Consider the following 19,488-nt stretch of genomic DNA (forward strand, 5'->3'; position numbering starts at 1 on the left):
AATGTGCAAGAATGGCGTAAACAGACTCTCTTATCACAGCAGGTAACACCATGGTTGCAACTTCCACAACGTCCGCAGCGCCGAAAAAGCCGGTCTCGCCGCGGCATGCCTTGTTGGAAGAATTGATCGGCATCGCCACCAAGCATGCGGGCGACCAGTATCTCGACCTGGCCAACAAACTGGCCGGCGCGCTGATCGACGCCACCGGTGGCGACCCGCGCACCATGCAGCAGCGCATACGCGCCGGCAATCAACTGCGCAATCGCAACTTCGCCTTCCTGCACCTGGCTTCCAGCACGCTGGAGAAGGCGCTGCGGCGCGAGATCGCCGAGCTGTCGCCGGCGGTCAAGGGCACGCCGCGCGTGAGCGAACAGCCGCTGTCGCTGGTGCCGTTCGAGGAAATGGATAACAAGGTCGCGCTTGGCGGCGTCAGCAAACCGTTCGAGAGCCTGTATTCCGATCAGCTGCAAACGTTGAACGTGCGCCTGGCTTTCCTGCTGGATCGCGACATCTTGCGTGTCAGCCAGAATCCATTCCGTCCCGAAGTGTTTTTGGTGGCTTTGCAGCAGGCTTGGGTTGAGTTCGACACCGCGGCTGATGCCGCGCCGTTGTTGCAGCCTTTGATCAAGCCGGGCATGTTCATCGAACTGGGGCCGATGCTCGATGCCTTGAACCTGGCCTTGCAGAGCAAGGGTGTGTTGCCGGGCTCGGTGGACGGCTACCAGAGCCGCAAGACGGACAAGCCCAAGGCTGCGGCGCCGTCGCGCGTGCGCGGCAACCAGGCGGCGCTGGCGCAGCAGTTGCGGCAGTTCTTCGCGTCCAGCGATGTCGAGGGTTCGGCTGCCGGCGAGATCGTCGACAACATCGCAGGCGGCCTGTTGCAGGGCGTGGATTTGAGTATTCCAGATTTGCCGATGTCGGCGTTGAATTCCGGTGCGGTGTGGGTGCCGAAGGCTGGCGAGCAGGGCGGCGCGGGGGCTGCCCCGGCTTCGGGCGCGGTCCCGCATGGTGTCGTGTCGCACGCCGGTTCGCACGCCGTTGGACCGTCTGGCACAGGTGTGTTGATGGCCGCCGGTTTTGCCGCTGGCGCAGCTGGCGTACCGGCCGTCGCCGCAGGTGGATTCATGCCTGCCGTGCCGGGGCAGGGGGCTGGCGGCGTGTGGGTGCAGGGACCGGCGCAAGGCTTTGTGTCCGGCGCCATGAGCAACGAGGACGCCCAGCGCCTGTCGCAGATCGGCGCCAAGCAGCCGCTGTTGGCGTATCTGGCGCAGTTGCAAAAAGCCGTGCCTTACGAATCCATCGGCACGCTCGGCGCGGTGGCCGACGTTGGCGGTGCATCGCTGCCGTCCGCACATGCCGCCGATGGCGCTGCTGCGCCCGCAACGGCAGGCGCGGCTGGCGGCAATGTCTTCTACCTGCCGAACATCAAAGCCAGCATGCCGCAGGGCAGCCTGTCGCGCACCGACGAGAGCACCATCGACCTGCTGTCGGCGATCTTCGACACCGTCTTCCGCGACCAGAACATCTCGCAGGAAATCCGCGACCTGATCCGCTTCCTGCAAATCCCGGTCTTGAAGGCCGCGCTGGTCGATAAAAACTTCTTCTTCCAGGAAGCCCATCCCGCGCGCCGCCTGATCGACCTGCTGTCGCGCATGGGTTGGGAGCAGCGCAAGGGTCCGGAAGATCCGCTGTTCCAGGCCATGCAGCGCAGCGTCGACCGCGTCGGCCGCGACTACGATCACGAGCTGTCGGTGTTCACCGAAGCGGTCAACGAACTGGAAGCATCGATCCAGGCCGAAGAGCGCGCTGCCGCTGCCGCCATCGCCGAACCGGTCGCCGCCGCGCTGAAGCAGGAGAAGATGGCCGAGTCGGGCAAGCTGGCCAGGAACGCCGTCGCCCTGCGCATCGGCACCGGCGAAGTGATTGCCGTGGTTGAAGCCTTCCTCGAACAGCGCTGGGTGTCCGTGCTGACCATCGCCTACAGCATCGAGGACGACAAGCCTGGCGCCGTCAACAACGCCACCAAGACCATGGACGACCTGATCTGGAGCGTACGCCCCAAGCTCAACGCCGATGACCGCAAGCAGCTGATCGCCAAGCTGCCGGTGCTGCTGAGTACGTTGAACAAATGGCTGGACATCATCAAGTGGCAGGATGCCGACCGTCTGCAATTCTTTGCCGAGCTGGCCGAGTGCCATGCGTCCATCGTGCGTGCGCCGCTGGAGATGTCGCCGGAGCGTCAGCTGGAGATATCGATGCAGGTGGCGCAGCAGGCCGCCGAACGGCGCCTTGAGCTGCAAGCCAAAGCCGAAGCCGCCGCCCAGGCGGAAGCCGAAGCGCGCGCGTTGCAGCAGGTGGATCCGGAAGAGGAAGAAGCCGCCATCGAAGTCGACAGTCTGACGCGCGGCATGTGGCTGGAATTCGAACAGGAGGATGGTAGCAGCCGCAAGGTCAAGCTGGCCTGGATCAGTCCGCTACGCACGCTGTACATCTTCTCGACGGCGGCGCGGCAGGAAGCGTTTTCGATGTCCGGCGAGCAGCTGGCGCAGCGCTTCCGCGAGCAGAGCGTGCAAGTGGTGCGCAGCGAGGGCGTGGTCGCCGTCGCCCTGTCGCAAGCCCTGGCCCGCAACGCCGACAACGACGCCTCCATCGACCCGCCAGCCTCGGCGTTCGGCTAGACCTTCGTTACAGTTACTTCGAGTTCGTCAACGTCAGCAGCGCGCCGCCCATGCCGACGAAGATCACGCCGGTGGTGCGTTTGGCCAGGCGGGTGCGGGCGATGCTCTGCTTGACGCTGCGCTTCAGCCACGACGCGCACGCCACGTAGAAGAAGTGCGACAGCAAGGTGCAGCTGGTGAACGTCGAAGTCAGCAGCAGGAAGCGCACCGGGTCCACATGGTCCGGCGGCATGAATTGCGGGAACACGGCGGTGAAGAACAGGATCGCCTTCGGATTGGACACCGCCACCAGCAGGCCGCTGCGGAAGGTGGCGAAGCGGCTGGCCTCAACTGCGCCTGGCGCCGCTTCAGCCGTTGCTGCCGCTTCGGCCGTTGCCGTCACCAGGCCCGCGCTGCGCCAGGCCTTGATGCCAAGGTAAATCAGATACGCTGCACCGGCCACCTTCAACGCGCCGAACGCCAGCGCCGACGTCTTCAACAGCAGGCCCAGGCCGGCCACCGCCGTCGTCGCCACGATGAACACACCCAGCGCATTGCCCGCCGAACTGTAGAAAGCCCGCTTCGCGCCCATGGTGGTCGCGGTCGAGATCGCCATCAGCACACCCGGCCCCGGGCTGAACGCCGCCGCCAGGGACACCGATAAGAACAACAGCCAGGTCGATACAGTCATTGCTAAACTCCAAAAAGATTGTCAGGGCAGGCCGTTACAGCCATGGGTGCGAAAACCTTCGCGCTCGCTCAAACGGGAAAACCAGGCGTCGACGGCCGCAAGATCCGGCCGCGCCATCGGCACCGCGCGCCAGCGGTTCGCCGACAAGCCGAGCACGATATCTGCCAGGGTCATCGTCGCGCCGCAGACGTAAGGCCCGCCGGCCGCCAGCTGCGCGTCCAGCATGGCCATCAGACGGTTCCATTCCACCACGCTGGCCGCCAGCGCAGCCGCATCGCCATGTGCCGGACTGTTCCGGACCAGGGCCATGAAGGCGTAACGCCAGGCGTTGTTCAACTCGGTCGCCTGCCAGTCCATCCACTTTTCCACCTGCGCCCGCGCCATCGGCTCGGACGGCAGCAGGTCGCTGCGGCCATGCTTGCCCGCCAGGTAGCGGCAGATGGTGTTCGATTCCCATAGGCTGTGCCCGTCGTCGATGATGACCGGCACCATGCCGTTGGGATTCATGCGCAGGAAGTCGCGCGTGGCGGTCGGCAGGAAGCCGCTGCCGTACCGTTCCAGCTGGTAGTCCAGGCCGATTTCGGCGCAAGTCCACAGCACTTTGCGGACGTTGATGGACGAGGATTTTCCAAGAATGGTAAGCATGAGCAACAGTATGCCACGGCCCGCCGGGACGCGTCGGCCATGGCGAAATCCTGCTCGCACTGTTGTTGCATGGCAATTTTCGATAGAATGCGCCCGCATGTGTTTTAATGATGCGGTGCAAAAACAACGATAGGGCGCTTTTAGATGATGATGTGGTGGCACGGTTTGAGTATTACGGGAAGTCTGGCAGTCACCGGGCCGATAGGCATCGCCATCGCTGTTTGGCTGCTGGCTGGCAAGTCCTGGCGGCTGACGGCCGCCTGGTGCGCACTGTTCGGCGTCGGCATGGCGCTGGTGGTGGCCACCAAGATGGCTTTCGTCGGCTGGGGCATCGGCGTGGAATCGGTGGAATTCGCCGGCTTCAGCGGCCATGCCATGCGCGCCGCCGCCGTGTTCCCGGTCGCGTTCTTCCTGGCGTTCCGCTCGTCGTCCGTGGCGCTGCGCTGGTTCGGCGTGCTCGCCGGGACGGCGCTGGCCGTGCTGATCTCCATTTCCCGCGTCTACGTCCAGGCCCATTCGGTGTCGGAATCGGTGACGGGCTGCCTGCTGGGTTTGCTTGTGGCGGCCGTGTTCATCTGGTACGCCAGCACCGAGCACCACCTGGCGCTGAGCCGCCTGCTGGTGGTGTTCTGCATTCCCGTCGTGCTGATTGCGCCGCGTGTGGAGCCGGTGCCGGCCGAAATGTGGATCACCCAGGCCGCGCTCTACCTGTCGGGCCACGACAAACCATACACCCGCGCCATTTGGCGGGAACCCAAATCCCCGCTACGATAAGCGCACGCTCCGCCATGACGCGTTTTCGGCCTGATTTGATGCGCAAAATGGTATTATTGTGAACTTTTCCAGCCCACACACCAGATAACAACGTGCGTCTATCTTCCATCAAATTGTCGGGATTTAAGTCTTTCGTTGATCCCACCAATTTCCAGGTACCGGGTCAGTTGGTTGGCGTGGTGGGGCCCAACGGTTGCGGCAAGTCGAATATCATCGACGCCGTGCGCTGGGTGCTGGGCGAATCCAAGGCTTCCGAGCTGCGGGGCGAGTCCATGCAGGACGTTATTTTCAACGGTTCGACCCACCGCAAGCCGGCCGGGCGGGCGTCGGTCGAGCTGGTGTTCGACAACAACGACGGCAAGGCCTCCGGCCAGTGGGGCCAGTATGCCGAAATCGCCGTCAAGCGCACGCTGACCCGCGACGGCACCTCGACCTACTACATCAACGGCCAGCCGGTGCGCCGGCGCGACATCCAGGACATCTTCCTCGGCACCGGGCTCGGCCCGCGCGCCTACGCCATCATCGGCCAGGGCATGATCAGCCGCATCATCGAATCGCGGCCGGAAGAGTTGCGCGTGTTCCTCGAAGAGGCCGCCGGTGTTTCCAAGTACAAGGAACGCCGCCGCGAAACCGAGAACCGCCTGCACGATACCCGCGAAAACCTGCTGCGCGTGGACGACATCCTGCGCGAGCTGAACTCCAACCTGGAAAAGCTGGAAGGGCAGGCGGCCGTCGCCACCAAGTTCCACCAGCTGCAATCGGACCAGGAAGAAAAGCAAAAGCTGCTGTGGTTGCTGCGCAAGATCGAAGCCGAGAACGAGCAGAAGAAATACTTCCGCGAGATGGAGCAGGCGCAGAACGACCTGGAAGAACAGACCGCCAAGCTGCGCAACGTCGAGCTGTCGCTGGAGCAGATGCGCCAGGCGCACTTCTCGGCCGGCGACCGCCTGCACACGGCGCAGGGCAGCTTGTACCAGACCAACGCCGAAATCGGCAGCCTGGAAGCGCAGATCAAGTTCGTCATCGAATCGCGCAGCCGCCTGCAGGCGCAGCTGGCCGCGCTGACCGCGCAGCGCGACCAATGGCAGCACCAGGCCAGCGAATACGGCGGCCAGATCGAGGAAGCCGAGTTCACGCTGGAAGAGCTGTCGGCCAAGGTCGAACAGTCGCAGATGATGGCCGAGCAAAAGGCCGAGTCGCTGCCGATGCTGGAACAGCTGTGGCGCGAGGCGCAAGGCAAGAGCACCGAATCGCGCGCCCGCATCATGCAGGCGCAGCAGCAGCTTGAGCTGGAATCGGCGCACCAGCGCAACGCCAACAACATCCTCAACGGACTGGCCGTGCGGCGCGAGCGTCTGCAACAGGAAAAGAGCGGCCTCAATCTGCCGGACAGTGCGCACCTGAACAACCTGCGTCTGCAACTGGAAGAGAAGCAGCAAGCCCTGGAAGAACAAGGCTTCCTGCTGGAAGAAGCGCTGGAGCAGCAACCGCGCCTGGACGAGGAACGCCAGACCGCCCAGCAGCAGGTCAACACCGAAACCGCCGCCAACGCCCAACTTGAAGCGCGCTTGAACGCGCTGCGCCAGTTGCAGGAACGCGTGCAGACGCAGGGAAAAGTCACGCCGTGGCTGCAAAAGCATGAACTGGATACGCTGCCGCGCCTGTGGCAAAAGCTGAATATCGAATCCGGCTGGGAGACGGCGCTGGAATCCGTGCTGCGCGAGCGCACCTCGGCCTTGCAGATGTCGAACATCGAATGGGCCAAGGCCTTCTTCAGCGATGCGCCGCCGGCCAAGCTGGCGCTGTTCGCGCCGTCCACCGCCGTGCCGCCGGCGCCGGTGGAAGTGGCGGGCCTGCAGCCGTTCCTGAATCTGCTCAAGCTGAATGACCCCGGCCTGCGCGGCCTGCTGCAGGACTGGCTGCACAACGTCTACATCGCCGAGGACACGGCCGAAGCCTTCGCCGAGCGCGCGAAACTGCCGGCCGGCGCCTGCTTCGTCACGCGCCAGGGCCACGCCGTCACGCAGGGCAGCGTGCGTTTCTACGCCGCCGACTCGGAGCAGGACGGCATGCTGGGCCGCCAGCAGGAAATCGACAACATCACCAAGCAGCTGCGCGCGCAGCAGATGCTGGCCGACGAGGCACGCGCCCGTTCGGTGCGCGCCGATGCCGCCGTCGCCGAACTGACGCGCCGCCTGACCGAGTACCGGGCCAAGCTGCAAAGCCTTCAGCAGTCGGTGCACACCCTGCAGCTGGACGTGGTCAAGCTGTCGGAGATCGAAGCGCGCTTCAACCAGCGCAGCAACCAGATCGAAACCGACCTGGCCGAAATCGCCGCGCAGGAAGAAGAACAAACCCAGATCAAGATGGAGTCCGAGGAAAAGTTCGAGCAGCTCGATATGGAACTCGGCAACCTCCAGGGCGACCACGAGGAAGGCCAGACCCTGTTCCTCGAAAAGGAGCAGCGCCTCGCCGACGCCCGCGAAGCCTTGCGCGATCTGGAACGCGGCGCGCAGGAAGCGCAGTTCGCGGAGAAATCCCAGCGCAGCAAGATCGAAGAATTCCGCCGCTCGATCGCCACCGCGACCGCGCAGGTGGCGCAGGTCACGCAAAGCCTGGAAGCGGGACAGGCCGAACTGGCCAACCTCGAATCCGGCCAGGCCAACGAAGGCTTGCAGGATCTGCTGGACCGCCGCACCGGCCAGGAAAAAGCGCTGTCCGACGCGCGCCATGAACTCGACCAGATCACGCAGCAGCTGCGCATGTTCGAGGAAGGCCGCATGTCGACCGAGCGCGCGCTGCAACCGCAGCGCGACAAGATCATGGAGATGCAGCTGAAGGAGCAGGCCGCGCGCCTGAACCAGGAGCAGTTCGCCGCACAACTGGCCGAGGTGCAGGCCGACGAAGCGGCGCTGGCCGAGAAGCTGCATCCCGATATGAAGGCCTCGTATCTGCAGGGCGAAGTCACGCGCCTGACCAATGCGATCTCGATGCTGGGCGCGGTCAACCTGGCGGCGCTCGACGAGCTGGCGACGGCCTCCGAACGCAAGAACTTCCTCGATGCGCAGAACGCCGACTTGAACGAGGCGATCAACACGCTGGAAGACGCGATCGCGCGCATCGACAAAGAGACGCGCGATCTGCTGCAAGACACCTTCGACCGCGTCAACGGCCACTTCTCCGAACTGTTCCCGATCCTGTTCGGTGGCGGCCAGGCGAAGCTGATCATGACCGGCGATGAAATTCTCGACTCCGGCGTGCAGGTCATGGCCCAGCCGCCGGGCAAAAAGAACGCCACCATTCACCTGTTATCCGGCGGTGAAAAAGCGCTGACCGCAACGGCGCTGGTGTTCTCGATGTTCCGACTTAACCCGGCGCCGTTCTGCCTGCTCGACGAGGTCGATGCACCGCTGGACGACGCCAATACCGAACGATTCTGCCGGATGGTCAAGCGCATGTCTGACCAGACCCAATTCCTCTTCATTTCGCATAACAAGATCGCGATGGAGATGGCCAATCAACTGATCGGTGTGACGATGCAAGAGCAGGGCGTATCGCGCATCGTGGCGGTGGATATGGAATCCGCCGCAAACTTCGCTTCCGAGGCACAAGCAGCATGACAGACCTTCAAATGAGTTTGATCGGAATCGCCGGCGTATTCGTCGCCGGCGTTTTCACGTACAACAAAATCCAGGAATACAAGGCCAAGAAGAGCGTCGAACGCGCCTTCTCGACCGACCATGACGATGTGCTGATGCGCACCGGCGAAACGCCGCCTGCGTCCGGCGCGCGCCATGAACCGGCGCGTCAGGAGCCGAGCTTCTCGCTCGACAGCGCGGCGCCTGGCGTGGCCGGTGGCGAAGCTTCCGCCGCCGCAGCAGCGCTGGGCGCGGTCGCCGCCGAATTCGAAACGGATCCCGCCGACCCGACCGCGCCGCCGGCCGCACCGCGCGCCAACAGCGTGACGCCGGCCGCCGAGCAGGCCACCGCGCTGGTCGACCCGCTGATCGATTGCCTGCTGCCGCTGGCGCTGGAAGGCGCGGCGCGCGGCGACAAGCTGCTGCCGGTGCTGCAAACGCTGCGCATGGTCGGCAACAAGCCGGTGCACTACATCGGCCTGGCCGTCAGCGGCGACTGGGAGCCCATCGTCCACGGCGGCGTCTACACCAAGCTGCAAGGCGGCGTGCAGCTGGCCAGCCGCAGCACCGCATTGAACGAACTGGAATACTCGGAACTGGTCACGCGCCTGCGCGCCATGGCCGACGAAATCGGCGCCGAGCCGGAAATCCCGGACATGATCGAAGTGATGGCCGAGGCGCGCAACCTGCACCGCTTCGTCGCCGGCCACGACGCGCAACTGGGCGTCAACCTGCAAACCAACGGCGCGCCGTGGGCCATCTCCACGCTGCTGGGCGCATTGGAGAAACAGGGCTTCGACGTGCGTCCCGACGGCCGCTACGTGATGCCGGACGGCGAGGGCGGCCATCTGTTCTCGTTGTCGACCAACGTCACGCTGGCCGAGGAAACCACGCCGCGACTGACCTTGCTGCTGGACGTGCCGTGCGTGGCTCCGGCCCGCGACGGTTTCGGCGCCATGGTCGCTTGCGCCAAATCGCTGGTGGGACGCCTGGACGCGACCATCGTCGACGATTACAACCAGCCGCTGTCGGACACCGCTCTGTCGGAGATCGCCGGCCAGGTACAGGACTTCTACGCCGAGATGAACGATGCCGATATTCCGGCAGGTTCGATTCGCGCGCTGCGTTTGTTTAGCTGACAGGAAGTGGAATGACTGAAGTGGATTACAAGGCGCGCATCGAGTCGTTGAGCGCTGAGCTCAACAAGCACCTGCACGCCTATCATGTGGAAGACGCGCCCACCATACCGGACGCGGAGTACGACAAGCTGTTCGTCGAGTTGCAAAAGCTGGAGGAAGCGCACCCGCAGTTCGCGTTGCCCGATTCGCCCACCAAGCGCGTGGGCGCGGCGCCGCTGCCGCAGTTCGACCAGGTCACGCATACGGTGCCGATGCTGTCGCTGAACAACGGCTTCACCGACGAGGATATCGAGAACTTCGACCGCCGCGTGCGCGAAGGCCTGGATGCGGTGGCCGCCGTCGAATACGCGGCCGAAGTCAAATACGATGGCCTGGCCATCAACCTGCGCTACGAGAACGGCCTGCTGGTGCAAGCCGCCACCCGTGGCGACGGCTACACCGGCGAGGATGTCACCGCCAATATCCGCACCATCCGCACGATCCCGCTGCGCCTCCTCACTGCGACACCGCCGGCCGTGCTCGACGTGCGCGGCGAGGTGCTGATGTTCAAGAGCGACTTCGAAGCGATGAATGCGCGCCAGCGTGAAGCCGGCCAGAAGGAATTCGTCAATCCGCGCAACGCGGCGGCGGGCAGCCTGCGCCAGCTCGATTCGCGCATCACCGCCTCCCGCAACCTGAGTTTCTTCGCCTACGGCGTCGGCGCGCTGGAAGGCGCGGAGATGCCGCTGTCGCATTCCGCGCTGCTGGACTGGTACCGCACCATGGGCCTGCCCGTCGCGAAGGAAGGCGCCGTAGTACGCGGCTACGACGGTTTGATGGCCTACTACAAACAGATCGGCGAAGCCCGTCCGACTATGCCATACGAAATCGACGGCGTGGTCTACAAGGCCAACCTGCTGCAGGACCAGCGCACGCTGGGCTTCGTGTCGCGCGCGCCGCGTTTCGCGCTGGCGCACAAGTTCCCGGCCGAGGAAGCACTGACCACCGTGCTGGCGATTGAAGTGCAGGTCGGCCGCACCGGCGCCATCACGCCGGTGGCGCGGCTGGCGTCCGTGTTCGTCGGCGGCGTCAACGTCACCAACGCCACGCTGCATAACGAAGATGAGGTGCGCCGCAAGGACGTGCGTATCGGCGACACCGTCATCGTGCGCCGCGCTGGCGACGTCATTCCCGAAGTGCTGTCCGTGGTGCTGGAGCGCCGGCTGTCGCCGGAGCCGGAAGCCTACGTGCTGCCCAAAACCTGCCCGGTGTGCGGTTCGCACGTCGTGCGCGAAGAGGGCGAGGCGATTGCGCGCTGCTCCGGCGGTTTGTTCTGCTCGGCCCAGCGCAAGGAGGCGATCCGCCACTTCGCCGGCCGCCGCATGATGGACATCGAAGGCCTGGGCGACCGCTACATCGACAACCTGGTGGAACACGGCCAGGTGCAGCGCGTCGCCGACCTGTATGCGCTCAAGCTGGAAGACCTGCTGGAGATGAAGCGCCTGGCCGACGAACGCGAAGGCACGACGCCGGAGACTGTCGCACAGGGCAAGATCGCCACCAAGTGGGCGGACAATTTACTGGAAGCCATCGCCGCCAGCAAGAACCCGCCGCTGGAGCGCATGCTGTTCGCGCTCGGCATCCGCCACGTCGGCGAATCGACCGCCAAGACGCTGGCCGAATGGCTGGGCCGTTTCGATCTGATCCGCCGCGTGCCGGCCGCGCTGCTGCGCGTGCTGCCCGATATCGGCGGCATCGTCGCCGAGTCGATCGCCGACTTCTTCGCCGAGCCGAAAAACCAGGAGGCCATCGACGCCTTGCTGGCCGCCGGCGTCGCACCGGCCGGCGAACATCCGCCAAGCGCCAAGCTGCGCGAGAAGCTCGACACCGTCAAGCTGATGGCCGCGCTGGGCATACCGAAATTGACCGAGCCGCGCAGCAAGCAGCTGGTCGAACAGGAAGTGACGCTGGAAGTGCTGGCGCACCTGCCGGTGTTCACCGTGTTCGGCCTGCCGGCAGGCGTGGCTGAAGCGCTGGAGACGTGGATGGCGGAACCCGGCCACCGCGAGCAGTTGATCGCACTGGACCAGCTGCGCAAGGATCTGCTGGCGCAGCTGCCGGAGCAGGCGGCCGAAGGCCCGCTGACCGGCAAGACCTTTGTATTGACGGGCACTCTGCCCAACCTCAGTCGCGATCAGGCGGGCGCCATGATCGAAGCGCAGGGCGGCAAGGTATCCGGCTCGGTATCCAAGAAGACCCATTACCTGGTTGCCGGGGCCGATGCTGGCAGCAAGCTGGCCAAGGCCCAGGAACTCGAAGTCACCATACTGGACGAGGCAGGCCTGCTGGCGCTGCTGGAAGCCAGTTAAAACAAGATAGCTATCATGTCCAAAATCAGAAAAGCAGTGTTCCCGGTCGCCGGTCTTGGCAGCCGTTTTCTCCCAGCGACCAAGGCGCAGCCGAAAGAGATGCTGCCCATCGTCGACAAGCCGCTGATCCAGTACGCGGTGGAAGAAGCGGTCGCCGCCGGCATCACCGAAATGGTGTTCATCACCGGCCGTAACAAGCGCGCCATCGAGGATCACTTCGACAAAGCCTACGAGCTGGAAGCGGAACTGGAAGCGGCCGACAAGAAAGCCTTGCTGGAGCTGGTGCAGAACGTCATTCCGAAGAACGTCAACTGCATCTACATCCGCCAGTCGGAGCCGCTGGGCCTGGGCCATGCGGTGCTGTGTGCGCGTCCGGTAATCGGTGATGAACCGTTCGCCGTGCTGCTGGCGGACGACTTCATGGACACCGCCGACGGCGTCAAGCCGGTGCTGGCGCAGATGACCGACCTGTACGCCTACGAGCGTTGCAGCGTGCTGGCGGTGCAGGAAGTGCCGCGCGCCGCCACCCGCCAGTACGGCATCGTCAGCGCCTCGGCCTACCAGCCCAAGCTGGAACTGGTGCACGGCATCGTCGAGAAGCCGTCGCCGGACGTGGCGCCGTCCACGCTGGCGGTGGTGGGACGCTACGTGTTGTCCGGCCGGATTTTCCAATACCTGGAAAACCTCGGCACCGGCACCGGCGGCGAGATCCAGCTGACCGACGGCATCGCCGCGCTGATGAAGGATGAACGCGTACTGGCCTACCGCTACGACGGCCAGCGCTACGACTGCGGCTCCAAGCTGGGCTACCTGAAGGCGATGACGGCGATGGGCCTCAAGCATCCCGAGACCGGCGCCGAGTACTGCCAGTTCCTGCGCGAGATGCAGTGCGAGATCAATGGCGGAGGCATCAAATGACCGTCCGCGAAATCCTGAAGATGGGCGACCCGCGCCTGCTGCGCGTGGCGGAGCCGGTAACGGAGTTCGACACGCCCGCCATGCGCGAGCTGATCGCCGACATGTTCGACACCATGCACGCGGCCAATGGCGCGGGCCTGGCGGCGCCGCAGATCGGCGTCAACCTGCAGCTGGTGATCTTCGGTTTCAAGCAGAACGCGCGCTATCCGGATGCGCCGCAAGTGCCGGAAACGGTATTAATCAATCCGGTGCTGACGCCGCTGTCCGACGAAAAGGAAGAGGGTTTCGAAGGCTGCCTGTCGGTGCCCGGCCTGCGCGGCAGCGTGCCGCGTTTCGTCAAGCTGCGCTATGAGGGCGTGGACCAGTTCAAGCAACCCATCTCCCGCGATGTCGACGGCTTCCACGCGCGCGTGGTGCAGCATGAAGTCGACCACCTGCTCGGCGTGCTGTACCCGATGCGCATCACCGACTTTTCGAAGTTCGGCTTTACCGAGGTGATGTTCCCCGGCCTCGATCCCAACGACGACGATTGAGGGCCGGCCATGAGTGAAGGTCCGGCGCGCAAGCCCGCGCAGAAGGTGATCCGTCCCCGCGTCGGCAACGACCGTGGCGTGTTCCGCATGGGGACTTCGCAGATCAAGCGGGTAGGCCTGGGCCGCCCGCATTGGGGCGACATCTACCACTGGATGCTGACCCTGAGCTGGACGCATTTCTTCCTGCTGGTCGGCGCGCTGTACCTGGTGACTAACGTGGCGTTTGCGCTGGCGTTCTACCTGGTGCCCGGTTCGATCTCCAATGCGCGGCCCGGCTACTTCCCGGACGCGGTGTTCTTCTCGATCGAAACGCTGGCCACCGTCGGCTACGGGTTTATGAACCCAGGATCGACCTATGGCCACATTGTCGCCTCGACCGAAATCCTGCTAGGCATGGTGGAAGTGGCGGCGGTGACGGGGCTGCTGTTCGCCCGCTTCTCGCGGCCGACTTCGCGCATCATGTTTTCCGATGTCGCAGTGGTCACGCCGTTCAACGGCGTGCCGACGCTGATGCTGAGGACCGGGAATGAACGCGGCAACCTGATACTGGAAGCCTCGGTGCGGGCCACGCTGATACGCCGCGAAACCACGCTGGAAGGGCAGATCTTCACGCGCTTCTACGACCTGCAACTGGAGCGCGAGCATTCCGGCGTGTTCGCGCTGACGTGGACCATCCTGCACAAGATCGACGAATCGAGTCCGTTCTGGGGCAAGTCGCAGGAAGACCTGCACAATGAAGGCGCGACGCTGTCGGTAGCCGTTTCCGGCACCGACGACACGCTCAACGATTTCGTCCACGCGCGCCAGACTTACGCGGCGGAGCACATCTTCTTCAACCACCACTTCGCCGACATCATGTCGGACAAACTGGAGGGCAATGTGCGGATACTGGACTACAGCAAATTCCACGACATCTACCCGGACGGCACGGCCGGCGGCAGCATGCCCGGCGCGGCGCTGGCGCATCCCGGCTAAGAGGGAAGGGCGTCAGCCTGCGCCCAGCAGGTCGCGGGAGTTCAGCAGCGCGTAGACGATATCGGGGTGGTTGTGCAGGCAGCGCCGCACGGCGGCTGGCACTTGCTCGCGGGTCTTGCGGCACAGGCCTTGCTGCTCCGCCAGGCGTATCTGCAGGCCCATCACGGTGCGCACGCCGTTCAGGCTGGGCGTGATGGTCAGGCGTATGCCCAGCTGCTCCAGCATGCGCTGCTCGATGCGGCCCAGCTCCTCGAAGCTGGCGATGTTCTCTATCCTGGCGATCAGCAGCTTCTCTTCATCGCGCGTGAGGCGCAGGATGCGGATGTCCGTCTCCTCGGGCGCCTGGTCCCACTGTTCCAGCAGTTCGTCGCGGCGGCACTCGCACGCGCCGGGCGGGCATTCTTTTCGAAGCTGAAAGGGCAGTGCTTGAGGCATGGCGAAACGACCCGGCGGCATAGTCAAAGCTAAATTCTACTCCGAACACCGCATTGTGCGACGCCTGATTATTATCATGCATATAATATTATTTTTTAGCTCAAGCCTACGCCGCATGAAAAACAAGTACTCGACCCTGCCGTTACTGGCAGCACTGTGCGTGACGTTGCCCGCCGCAGCAGGCCCGGAAACACTGGAGCGCTGCCCGCCGGCGGCCAAACCATGGCTACCCGCCGGCGCCAGCCAGAACGTGTGTTCGCAGTATTCGTCCAACGCCGGCGTCGGCGCGACCAACTACGGCAGCTCGCAAAAAATGGCGGCGTTCAGCAAGGACGACAAGCTGGTAGGACTTCGCAATCCGGACGTGGGGCGCGAAGATCCGTCGCCGAAGGATACCTACGACCCGGCGGCGTGGGAGCAGTCCGGCAGCACCGGGCCGGTTGGCGAATTATGGTGGGGCCGGCGCGACAACCTGCATCTGTTTGTCGGCCAGGAGTCGAAGGTGCGGTTGACCGTTGAGGCCAGTCGCGGACCCATGCCGGGACCGGCGGAGCGGCAGGCGCGCATGCTGGCGATCATGGCCCAGGCCCAGGCCATGGCGGCCAATAAACCGCTTCCGCAATCGGCCTACGACAATCTGCTGTTCATACACCGCACCATGGAGTACCGCCAGATCGACGGCACCGACGCGACCTTCCGCGGCGGCCTTGGCGGCGACGGCTTTATCCCGCCCGGTAAAATATCGGACGCCAAACTGAAACTCGATAGTCTGCCGGCCTATAAGGGTGTGTTCAGTTTCGAGATGAAGGTGGACGGGGTTGCGCGCCGCTTCAGTTTTCCGGTAATGCTGGACCAGGCCACAGATCATCTGATCGCCGCCGCCGTCAACGGCGACAGCTACGTCAAATGCGAGAAGCGGCCGAATCGCGGAAAGAATGAATCGCTGTCGTGCCCACTGAACAAGGAGAACTTCCCGGAGCGCTACGACGCCGAGGGCGCGTTTTTCGGCGACCACGCCACGCTGGCGGCGGTGAAAATCTACATGACGGTCAACTCGCCGGCGCGCAATCGCCACGAGGACATCGCCACCGCCGTGATCATCCTGCGCGCCGAGGCTTCAGCGCCGGTCGCCGCTGGCCGCTGATGTTGTGCGCTAACGCGCGCTTTAGTCCATGCGCTTGAGGCGCTGGCCGACGATGCTCCATTTGCAGGCTTCGCCGTCGACGGTGCCGGTCAGCACCCAACCGGTGCCGATCTTCTCGACGCCGATTTCGCACTCCAGTTCCTTCGCCAGTTTCTCGGCCCAGCCGCGCGCCGCGCCCTGGCCCTTGAACAGCTCATTGCCTTCGTAGATCACGGTGGCGTCGAATACGGGGGCGGCGAAGATGGTCATGGTTGGGCTCCGAAAAAGTAAGCCGGTATTGTGCCACCAAATCCGCGCCGGCGGTGCTTGCGCCGGTGTGGAGGTTCTGTCAATATCTGGCATCTTGGTTTTTATGCAATGGCAGACGATGCGATCGCCATTCAAACCACTCGCCGTACTTGCGTTGTTCGCACTGGCCGCGCCTCTGACGGCAACGGCGGATGCGACGCCGCCTTTGCCGGAGCGGCTGTACACGGTTCCCGCCATCGCCACGCCGTACAAGCCCGATATCGCCTATATCTCCATCGACCATTTCGAGAGCGAAGAAAGCGTCAAGATGTTTGAGTTGGCTATGCCTGAGATCCTGAAGGTGAAAGGGCTGGTGATCGACGTGCGCCGCAACGGCGGAGGTTCCAGCGATTTCGGCCTGAGGATCTTGTCGTGGCTGAGCCGCCGGCCGATTGTCAGCGCAGCCTCCTACCGCCGCGACGACAATGCCGTCAGCCGCGCGCACGCGAGCCGCGCTGTATCCTGGGCGCCGCTGGCCTCCGATGGCGGCTATACGGAGCAGCACAAGGAAGTCTTCAACGGTCCGGTGGCTGTGCTGATCGGCCCGCAGACCTTCTCGGCAGCGGAAGACTTCACCGTCGCCTTCCGGCTGATGAAGCGCGGCGTCATCGTCGGCGAGGCCACCGGCGGCAGCACCGGCCAGCCTTTGTTCTTTGCGCTGCCGGGCGGCGGCAATGCCCGCATCTGCGTCAAGCGCGATGTCTACCCGGACGGCAGCCTGTTTGTCGGCAAGGGCGTCCTGTCCCTCCCATACCACTACGTCATTCGACGTATTCCTCACGGCTTGTCTGCTGGCTAATCTTGCAGCATCCAAAACCGAAAAGGGGAACAAGATGGGTTTGAAACGGGGAATGCTGCTGGCCGCAGCAGTGGCGGTGGTCGGCAATGCGCACGCCGGCGCCACGGTCAATTTCGGCGAAGACAAGTCGGTCAGCGTCGGCTTCGGCATGCGCGAGAGCTACACCAGCACCAAGGACGGGGCGCCCAATGGCACCGACCGCTCCAGCGACTTCAATCTGGATTCGGCGCGCTTGTTCCTGGGGGCCTCGCTCAACAAGAACATCAAGGGCATGCTGAACACCGAGTGGGACGGCGACAAGATCCGCATCCTGGACGCCGCCGGCCAGTTCGCCATTTTGCCCGAGTTGAACATCTGGGCGGGCCGCCTGCTGTCGCCGAGCGACCGCGCTAACATGGCAGGGCCGTACTACTCGCTGGGCGGCGGCTATTGGGCCGGCGTGGCTTCGCGCTACGGCTACAACGGCGGCATCTTCCGCGGCCGCGACGACGGCGTGGTGGTCTGGGGCGCCGTTGCCGAGGGCAAGCTCGGTTACTCGTTCGGCGTGTTCGAAGGCCATACCTTCGGCATCGGCTCGATGACGCAATCGCAGGCCAAGGCGGCAGGCGTCAAGGCCGATGACTCGCTGATGTACGCCGGCCGCTTGCAGTACGATTTCTGGGACGCGGAACCGGGCTACTACGGCACCGGCAATTATCTCGGCAGCGCCGACATCCTGTCGATAGGCGTGGCGGGACGCTACCAGAAGGACGGCATCCTCACCGTCGCCAAGAGCGGCAAGTACAGCTCCTACAACGTCGACTTCCTGATGGAGAAGCGGGTCAAGGGTTCCGGCGCCTTCGCGCTGGAGGCGGCCTGGTACGACTACAACACCGACAACATCATCAAGTCCGAACAGGGCAAGGCTTATTCGGCGGGCGCTTCCTGGATCTTCGAAGAGAAGGCCGGCTGGGGCAAGTTCCAGCCCTTCGTGCGCTGGCAGAAGTTCGCCGCCGACACCGACATCGACACCAAACAGTATGACGCGGGCGTGAACTACATCATCGACGGCTACAACGCGCAGCTCAGCGCCGTGTACTCGAAGACCAAGATGACCAAGGCCGCCGATACGGACAAGTTCTCGGTCACTTTGCAGCTGCAATTCTAATTCCACCACACGGAGCTATCCCATGCAAAATCGTCGCAATTTTATCGCCTCCCTGAGCCGCATCGCCACCGCCACCGCCGTGCTGGCCGCCGGTGCTTCTTGGTCCACCTGCGCCTACGCCGCCGACACCATCAAGGTCGGCATCCTCCATTCGCTGTCGGGCACGATGGCGATTTCCGAAACGTCGCTGAAAGACGTGGCGTTGATGACCATCGACGAAATCAACGCCAAGGGCGGCGTGTTGGGCAAGAAGCTGGAGGCGGTGGTGGTCGATCCGGCCTCCAACTGGCCGCTGTTTGCCGAGAAGGCGCGCGGGCTGATCGCGCAGGACAAGGTGTCCGTGGTGTTCGGCTGCTGGACGTCGGTGTCGCGCAAGTCGGTACTACCCGTGTTCAAGGAGTTGAATAGCCTGCTGTTCTACCCGGTGCAGTACGAGGGCGAGGAGCTGGAGAAGAATGTGTTCTACACCGGCGCCGCGCCGAACCAGCAGGCGATACCTGCGGTGGAATACCTGATGAGCAAGGAGGGCGGCGGCGCCAAGCGCTTCGTGCTGCTGGGGACCGACTACGTTTATCCGCGCACCACCAACAAGATCCTGCGCGCCTACCTGAAGAGCAAGGGCGTGAAGGATAGCGATATCGACGAGGTGTACACCCCGTTCGGCCACTCGGACTACCAGACCATCGTCGCCAACATCAAGAAGTTCTCGGCCGGCGGCAAGACGGCGGTGATCTCCACCATCAACGGCGATTCCAACGTGCCGTTCTACAAAGAGCTGGGCAACGCCGGCTTGAAGGCGACCGATGTGCCGGTGGTGGCGTTCTCGGTGGGTGAGGAGGAGCTGCGCGGTGTGGATACCAAGCCGCTGCTGGGCCACCTGGCGGCGTGGAACTACTTCGAATCGGTGAAGAATCCGGTGAATACGGAGTTCATCAAGAAGTGGAAGGCTTATGCCACCGCCAAGAAGCTGCCGAACGCGAATACCGTCGTGACCAACGATCCGATGGAAGCGACCTACGTCGGCATCCATATGTGGGCGCAGGCGGTGGAGAAGGCCAAGTCGACCGACACCGACAAGGTGATCGCGGCGATGGCGGGGCAGAGCTTCAAGGCGCCGTCGGGCTTTACGTTGACGATGGATCCGACCAATCACCATTTGCATAAGCCGGTGTTTATCGGCGAGATTCGTCCGGACGGTCAGTTCAGCGTGGTGTGGAAGACGCCAGGCCCGGTGCGCGCAAATCCGTGGAGCCCGTACATTCCGGGTAATGAGGGCAAGCAGAAGCTGTAAGCCGTGCCGTGGGGCTCCGGTCGGTGCGACGGAGCCCGCAGCAATTCAGTATCACTGAGGACACCA

General features: G+C 63.9%; 16 protein-coding genes. 12 read left to right on the top strand and 4 right to left on the bottom strand.

Features of this window, described 5'->3' with window-relative positions; all coding sequences use genetic code 11:
- The first annotated feature begins 50 nt into the window (after positions 1-50).
- Positions 51-2,678, top strand: a complete 2,628-nt coding sequence (locus tag GEV01_RS00380; protein ID WP_152800649.1) for a DUF1631 family protein — start codon at positions 51-53, stop codon at positions 2,676-2,678.
- 13 nt (positions 2,679-2,691) lie between these two features.
- Here the strand turns inward: GEV01_RS00380 and GEV01_RS00385 are convergent, their stop codons facing one another.
- Both GEV01_RS00385 and GEV01_RS00390 read right to left on the bottom strand, forming a co-directional pair.
- Positions 2,692-3,348 carry a LysE family translocator gene (locus tag GEV01_RS00385; protein WP_008449342.1) on the bottom strand — a complete coding sequence of 219 codons (657 nt, stop codon included), beginning with the start codon at positions 3,346-3,348 and terminating at the stop codon, positions 2,692-2,694.
- A 21-nt stretch (positions 3,349-3,369) separates the two neighbouring features.
- On the bottom strand, positions 3,370-3,993 hold the full coding sequence (locus tag GEV01_RS00390) for a glutathione S-transferase family protein (protein WP_152800651.1): 624 nt from the start codon (positions 3,991-3,993) through the stop codon (positions 3,370-3,372).
- Between the two features lie 144 nt (positions 3,994-4,137).
- On the opposite strand from GEV01_RS00390, the gene GEV01_RS00395 reads away from it, so the two are divergent.
- The 7 genes from GEV01_RS00395 (at position 4,138) to GEV01_RS00425 (ending at position 14,318) form a co-directional block, all read left to right on the top strand.
- Positions 4,138-4,767 carry a phosphatase PAP2 family protein gene (locus GEV01_RS00395; RefSeq protein WP_152800653.1) on the top strand — a complete coding sequence of 210 codons (630 nt, stop codon included), beginning with the start codon at positions 4,138-4,140 and terminating at the stop codon, positions 4,765-4,767.
- 92 nt (positions 4,768-4,859) lie between these two features.
- Positions 4,860-8,387, top strand: coding sequence for a chromosome segregation protein SMC (gene smc / locus GEV01_RS00400; RefSeq protein WP_328595398.1), 3,528 nt, complete (start codon positions 4,860-4,862; stop codon positions 8,385-8,387).
- Positions 8,384-9,544 carry a cell division protein ZipA C-terminal FtsZ-binding domain-containing protein gene (locus GEV01_RS00405; protein WP_152800655.1) on the top strand — a complete coding sequence of 387 codons (1,161 nt, stop codon included), beginning with the start codon at positions 8,384-8,386 and terminating at the stop codon, positions 9,542-9,544. Before smc ends, GEV01_RS00405 begins: the two co-directional genes overlap by 4 nt.
- Before the next feature lie 11 nt (positions 9,545-9,555).
- Complete coding sequence (gene ligA, locus GEV01_RS00410) at positions 9,556-11,892, top strand: NAD-dependent DNA ligase LigA (protein ID WP_152800657.1); 2,337 nt, start codon at positions 9,556-9,558, stop codon at positions 11,890-11,892.
- 15 nt (positions 11,893-11,907) lie between these two features.
- On the top strand, positions 11,908-12,810 hold the full coding sequence (gene galU, locus GEV01_RS00415) for a UTP--glucose-1-phosphate uridylyltransferase GalU (protein WP_152800659.1): 903 nt from the start codon (positions 11,908-11,910) through the stop codon (positions 12,808-12,810).
- Positions 12,807-13,343 (top strand): peptide deformylase, encoded by a 537-nt coding sequence (gene def / locus GEV01_RS00420; RefSeq protein WP_152800661.1) that lies wholly within the window; start codon positions 12,807-12,809, stop codon positions 13,341-13,343. The genes galU and def overlap by 4 nt, the downstream gene beginning before the upstream one ends.
- Before the next feature lie 9 nt (positions 13,344-13,352).
- On the top strand, positions 13,353-14,318 hold the full coding sequence (locus GEV01_RS00425; RefSeq protein WP_152800663.1) for an ion channel: 966 nt from the start codon (positions 13,353-13,355) through the stop codon (positions 14,316-14,318).
- 12 nt (positions 14,319-14,330) lie between these two features.
- Here the strand turns inward: GEV01_RS00425 and GEV01_RS00430 are convergent, their stop codons facing one another.
- Positions 14,331-14,753, bottom strand: coding sequence for a hypothetical protein (locus GEV01_RS00430; RefSeq protein WP_152800665.1), 423 nt, complete (start codon positions 14,751-14,753; stop codon positions 14,331-14,333).
- 115 nt (positions 14,754-14,868) lie between these two features.
- On the opposite strand from GEV01_RS00430, the gene GEV01_RS00435 reads away from it, so the two are divergent.
- On the top strand, positions 14,869-15,897 hold the full coding sequence (locus tag GEV01_RS00435; RefSeq protein ID WP_152800667.1) for a hypothetical protein: 1,029 nt from the start codon (positions 14,869-14,871) through the stop codon (positions 15,895-15,897).
- Positions 15,898-15,918: 21 nt separating this feature from the next.
- Here the strand turns inward: GEV01_RS00435 and GEV01_RS00440 are convergent, their stop codons facing one another.
- Positions 15,919-16,146: a hypothetical protein gene (locus tag GEV01_RS00440; protein ID WP_070359967.1), complete on the bottom strand. Its 228-nt coding sequence runs from the start codon at positions 16,144-16,146 to the stop codon at positions 15,919-15,921.
- Positions 16,147-16,264: 118 nt separating this feature from the next.
- Between GEV01_RS00440 and GEV01_RS00445 the strand changes: the two genes are divergently transcribed.
- The 3 genes from GEV01_RS00445 to urtA are packed head-to-tail and all read left to right on the top strand — an operon-like array spanning position 16,265 to position 19,422.
- Positions 16,265-16,984, top strand: a complete 720-nt coding sequence (locus GEV01_RS00445) for a S41 family peptidase (protein WP_175022853.1) — start codon at positions 16,265-16,267, stop codon at positions 16,982-16,984.
- A gap of 34 nt (positions 16,985-17,018) precedes the next feature.
- Complete coding sequence (locus tag GEV01_RS00450) at positions 17,019-18,131, top strand: porin (protein ID WP_235914108.1); 1,113 nt, start codon at positions 17,019-17,021, stop codon at positions 18,129-18,131.
- Between the two features lie 22 nt (positions 18,132-18,153).
- The gene (gene urtA, locus GEV01_RS00455; protein ID WP_152800671.1) at positions 18,154-19,422 is read left to right on the top strand and encodes an urea ABC transporter substrate-binding protein; all 1,269 of its coding nucleotides are present in this window, start codon (positions 18,154-18,156) and stop codon (positions 19,420-19,422) included.
- Positions 19,423-19,488 lie beyond the last annotated feature (66 nt).

The organism is Rugamonas rivuli (assembly GCF_009380165.1).
Classification (GTDB): Bacteria; Pseudomonadota; Gammaproteobacteria; order Burkholderiales; family Burkholderiaceae_D; genus Rugamonas; species Rugamonas rivuli.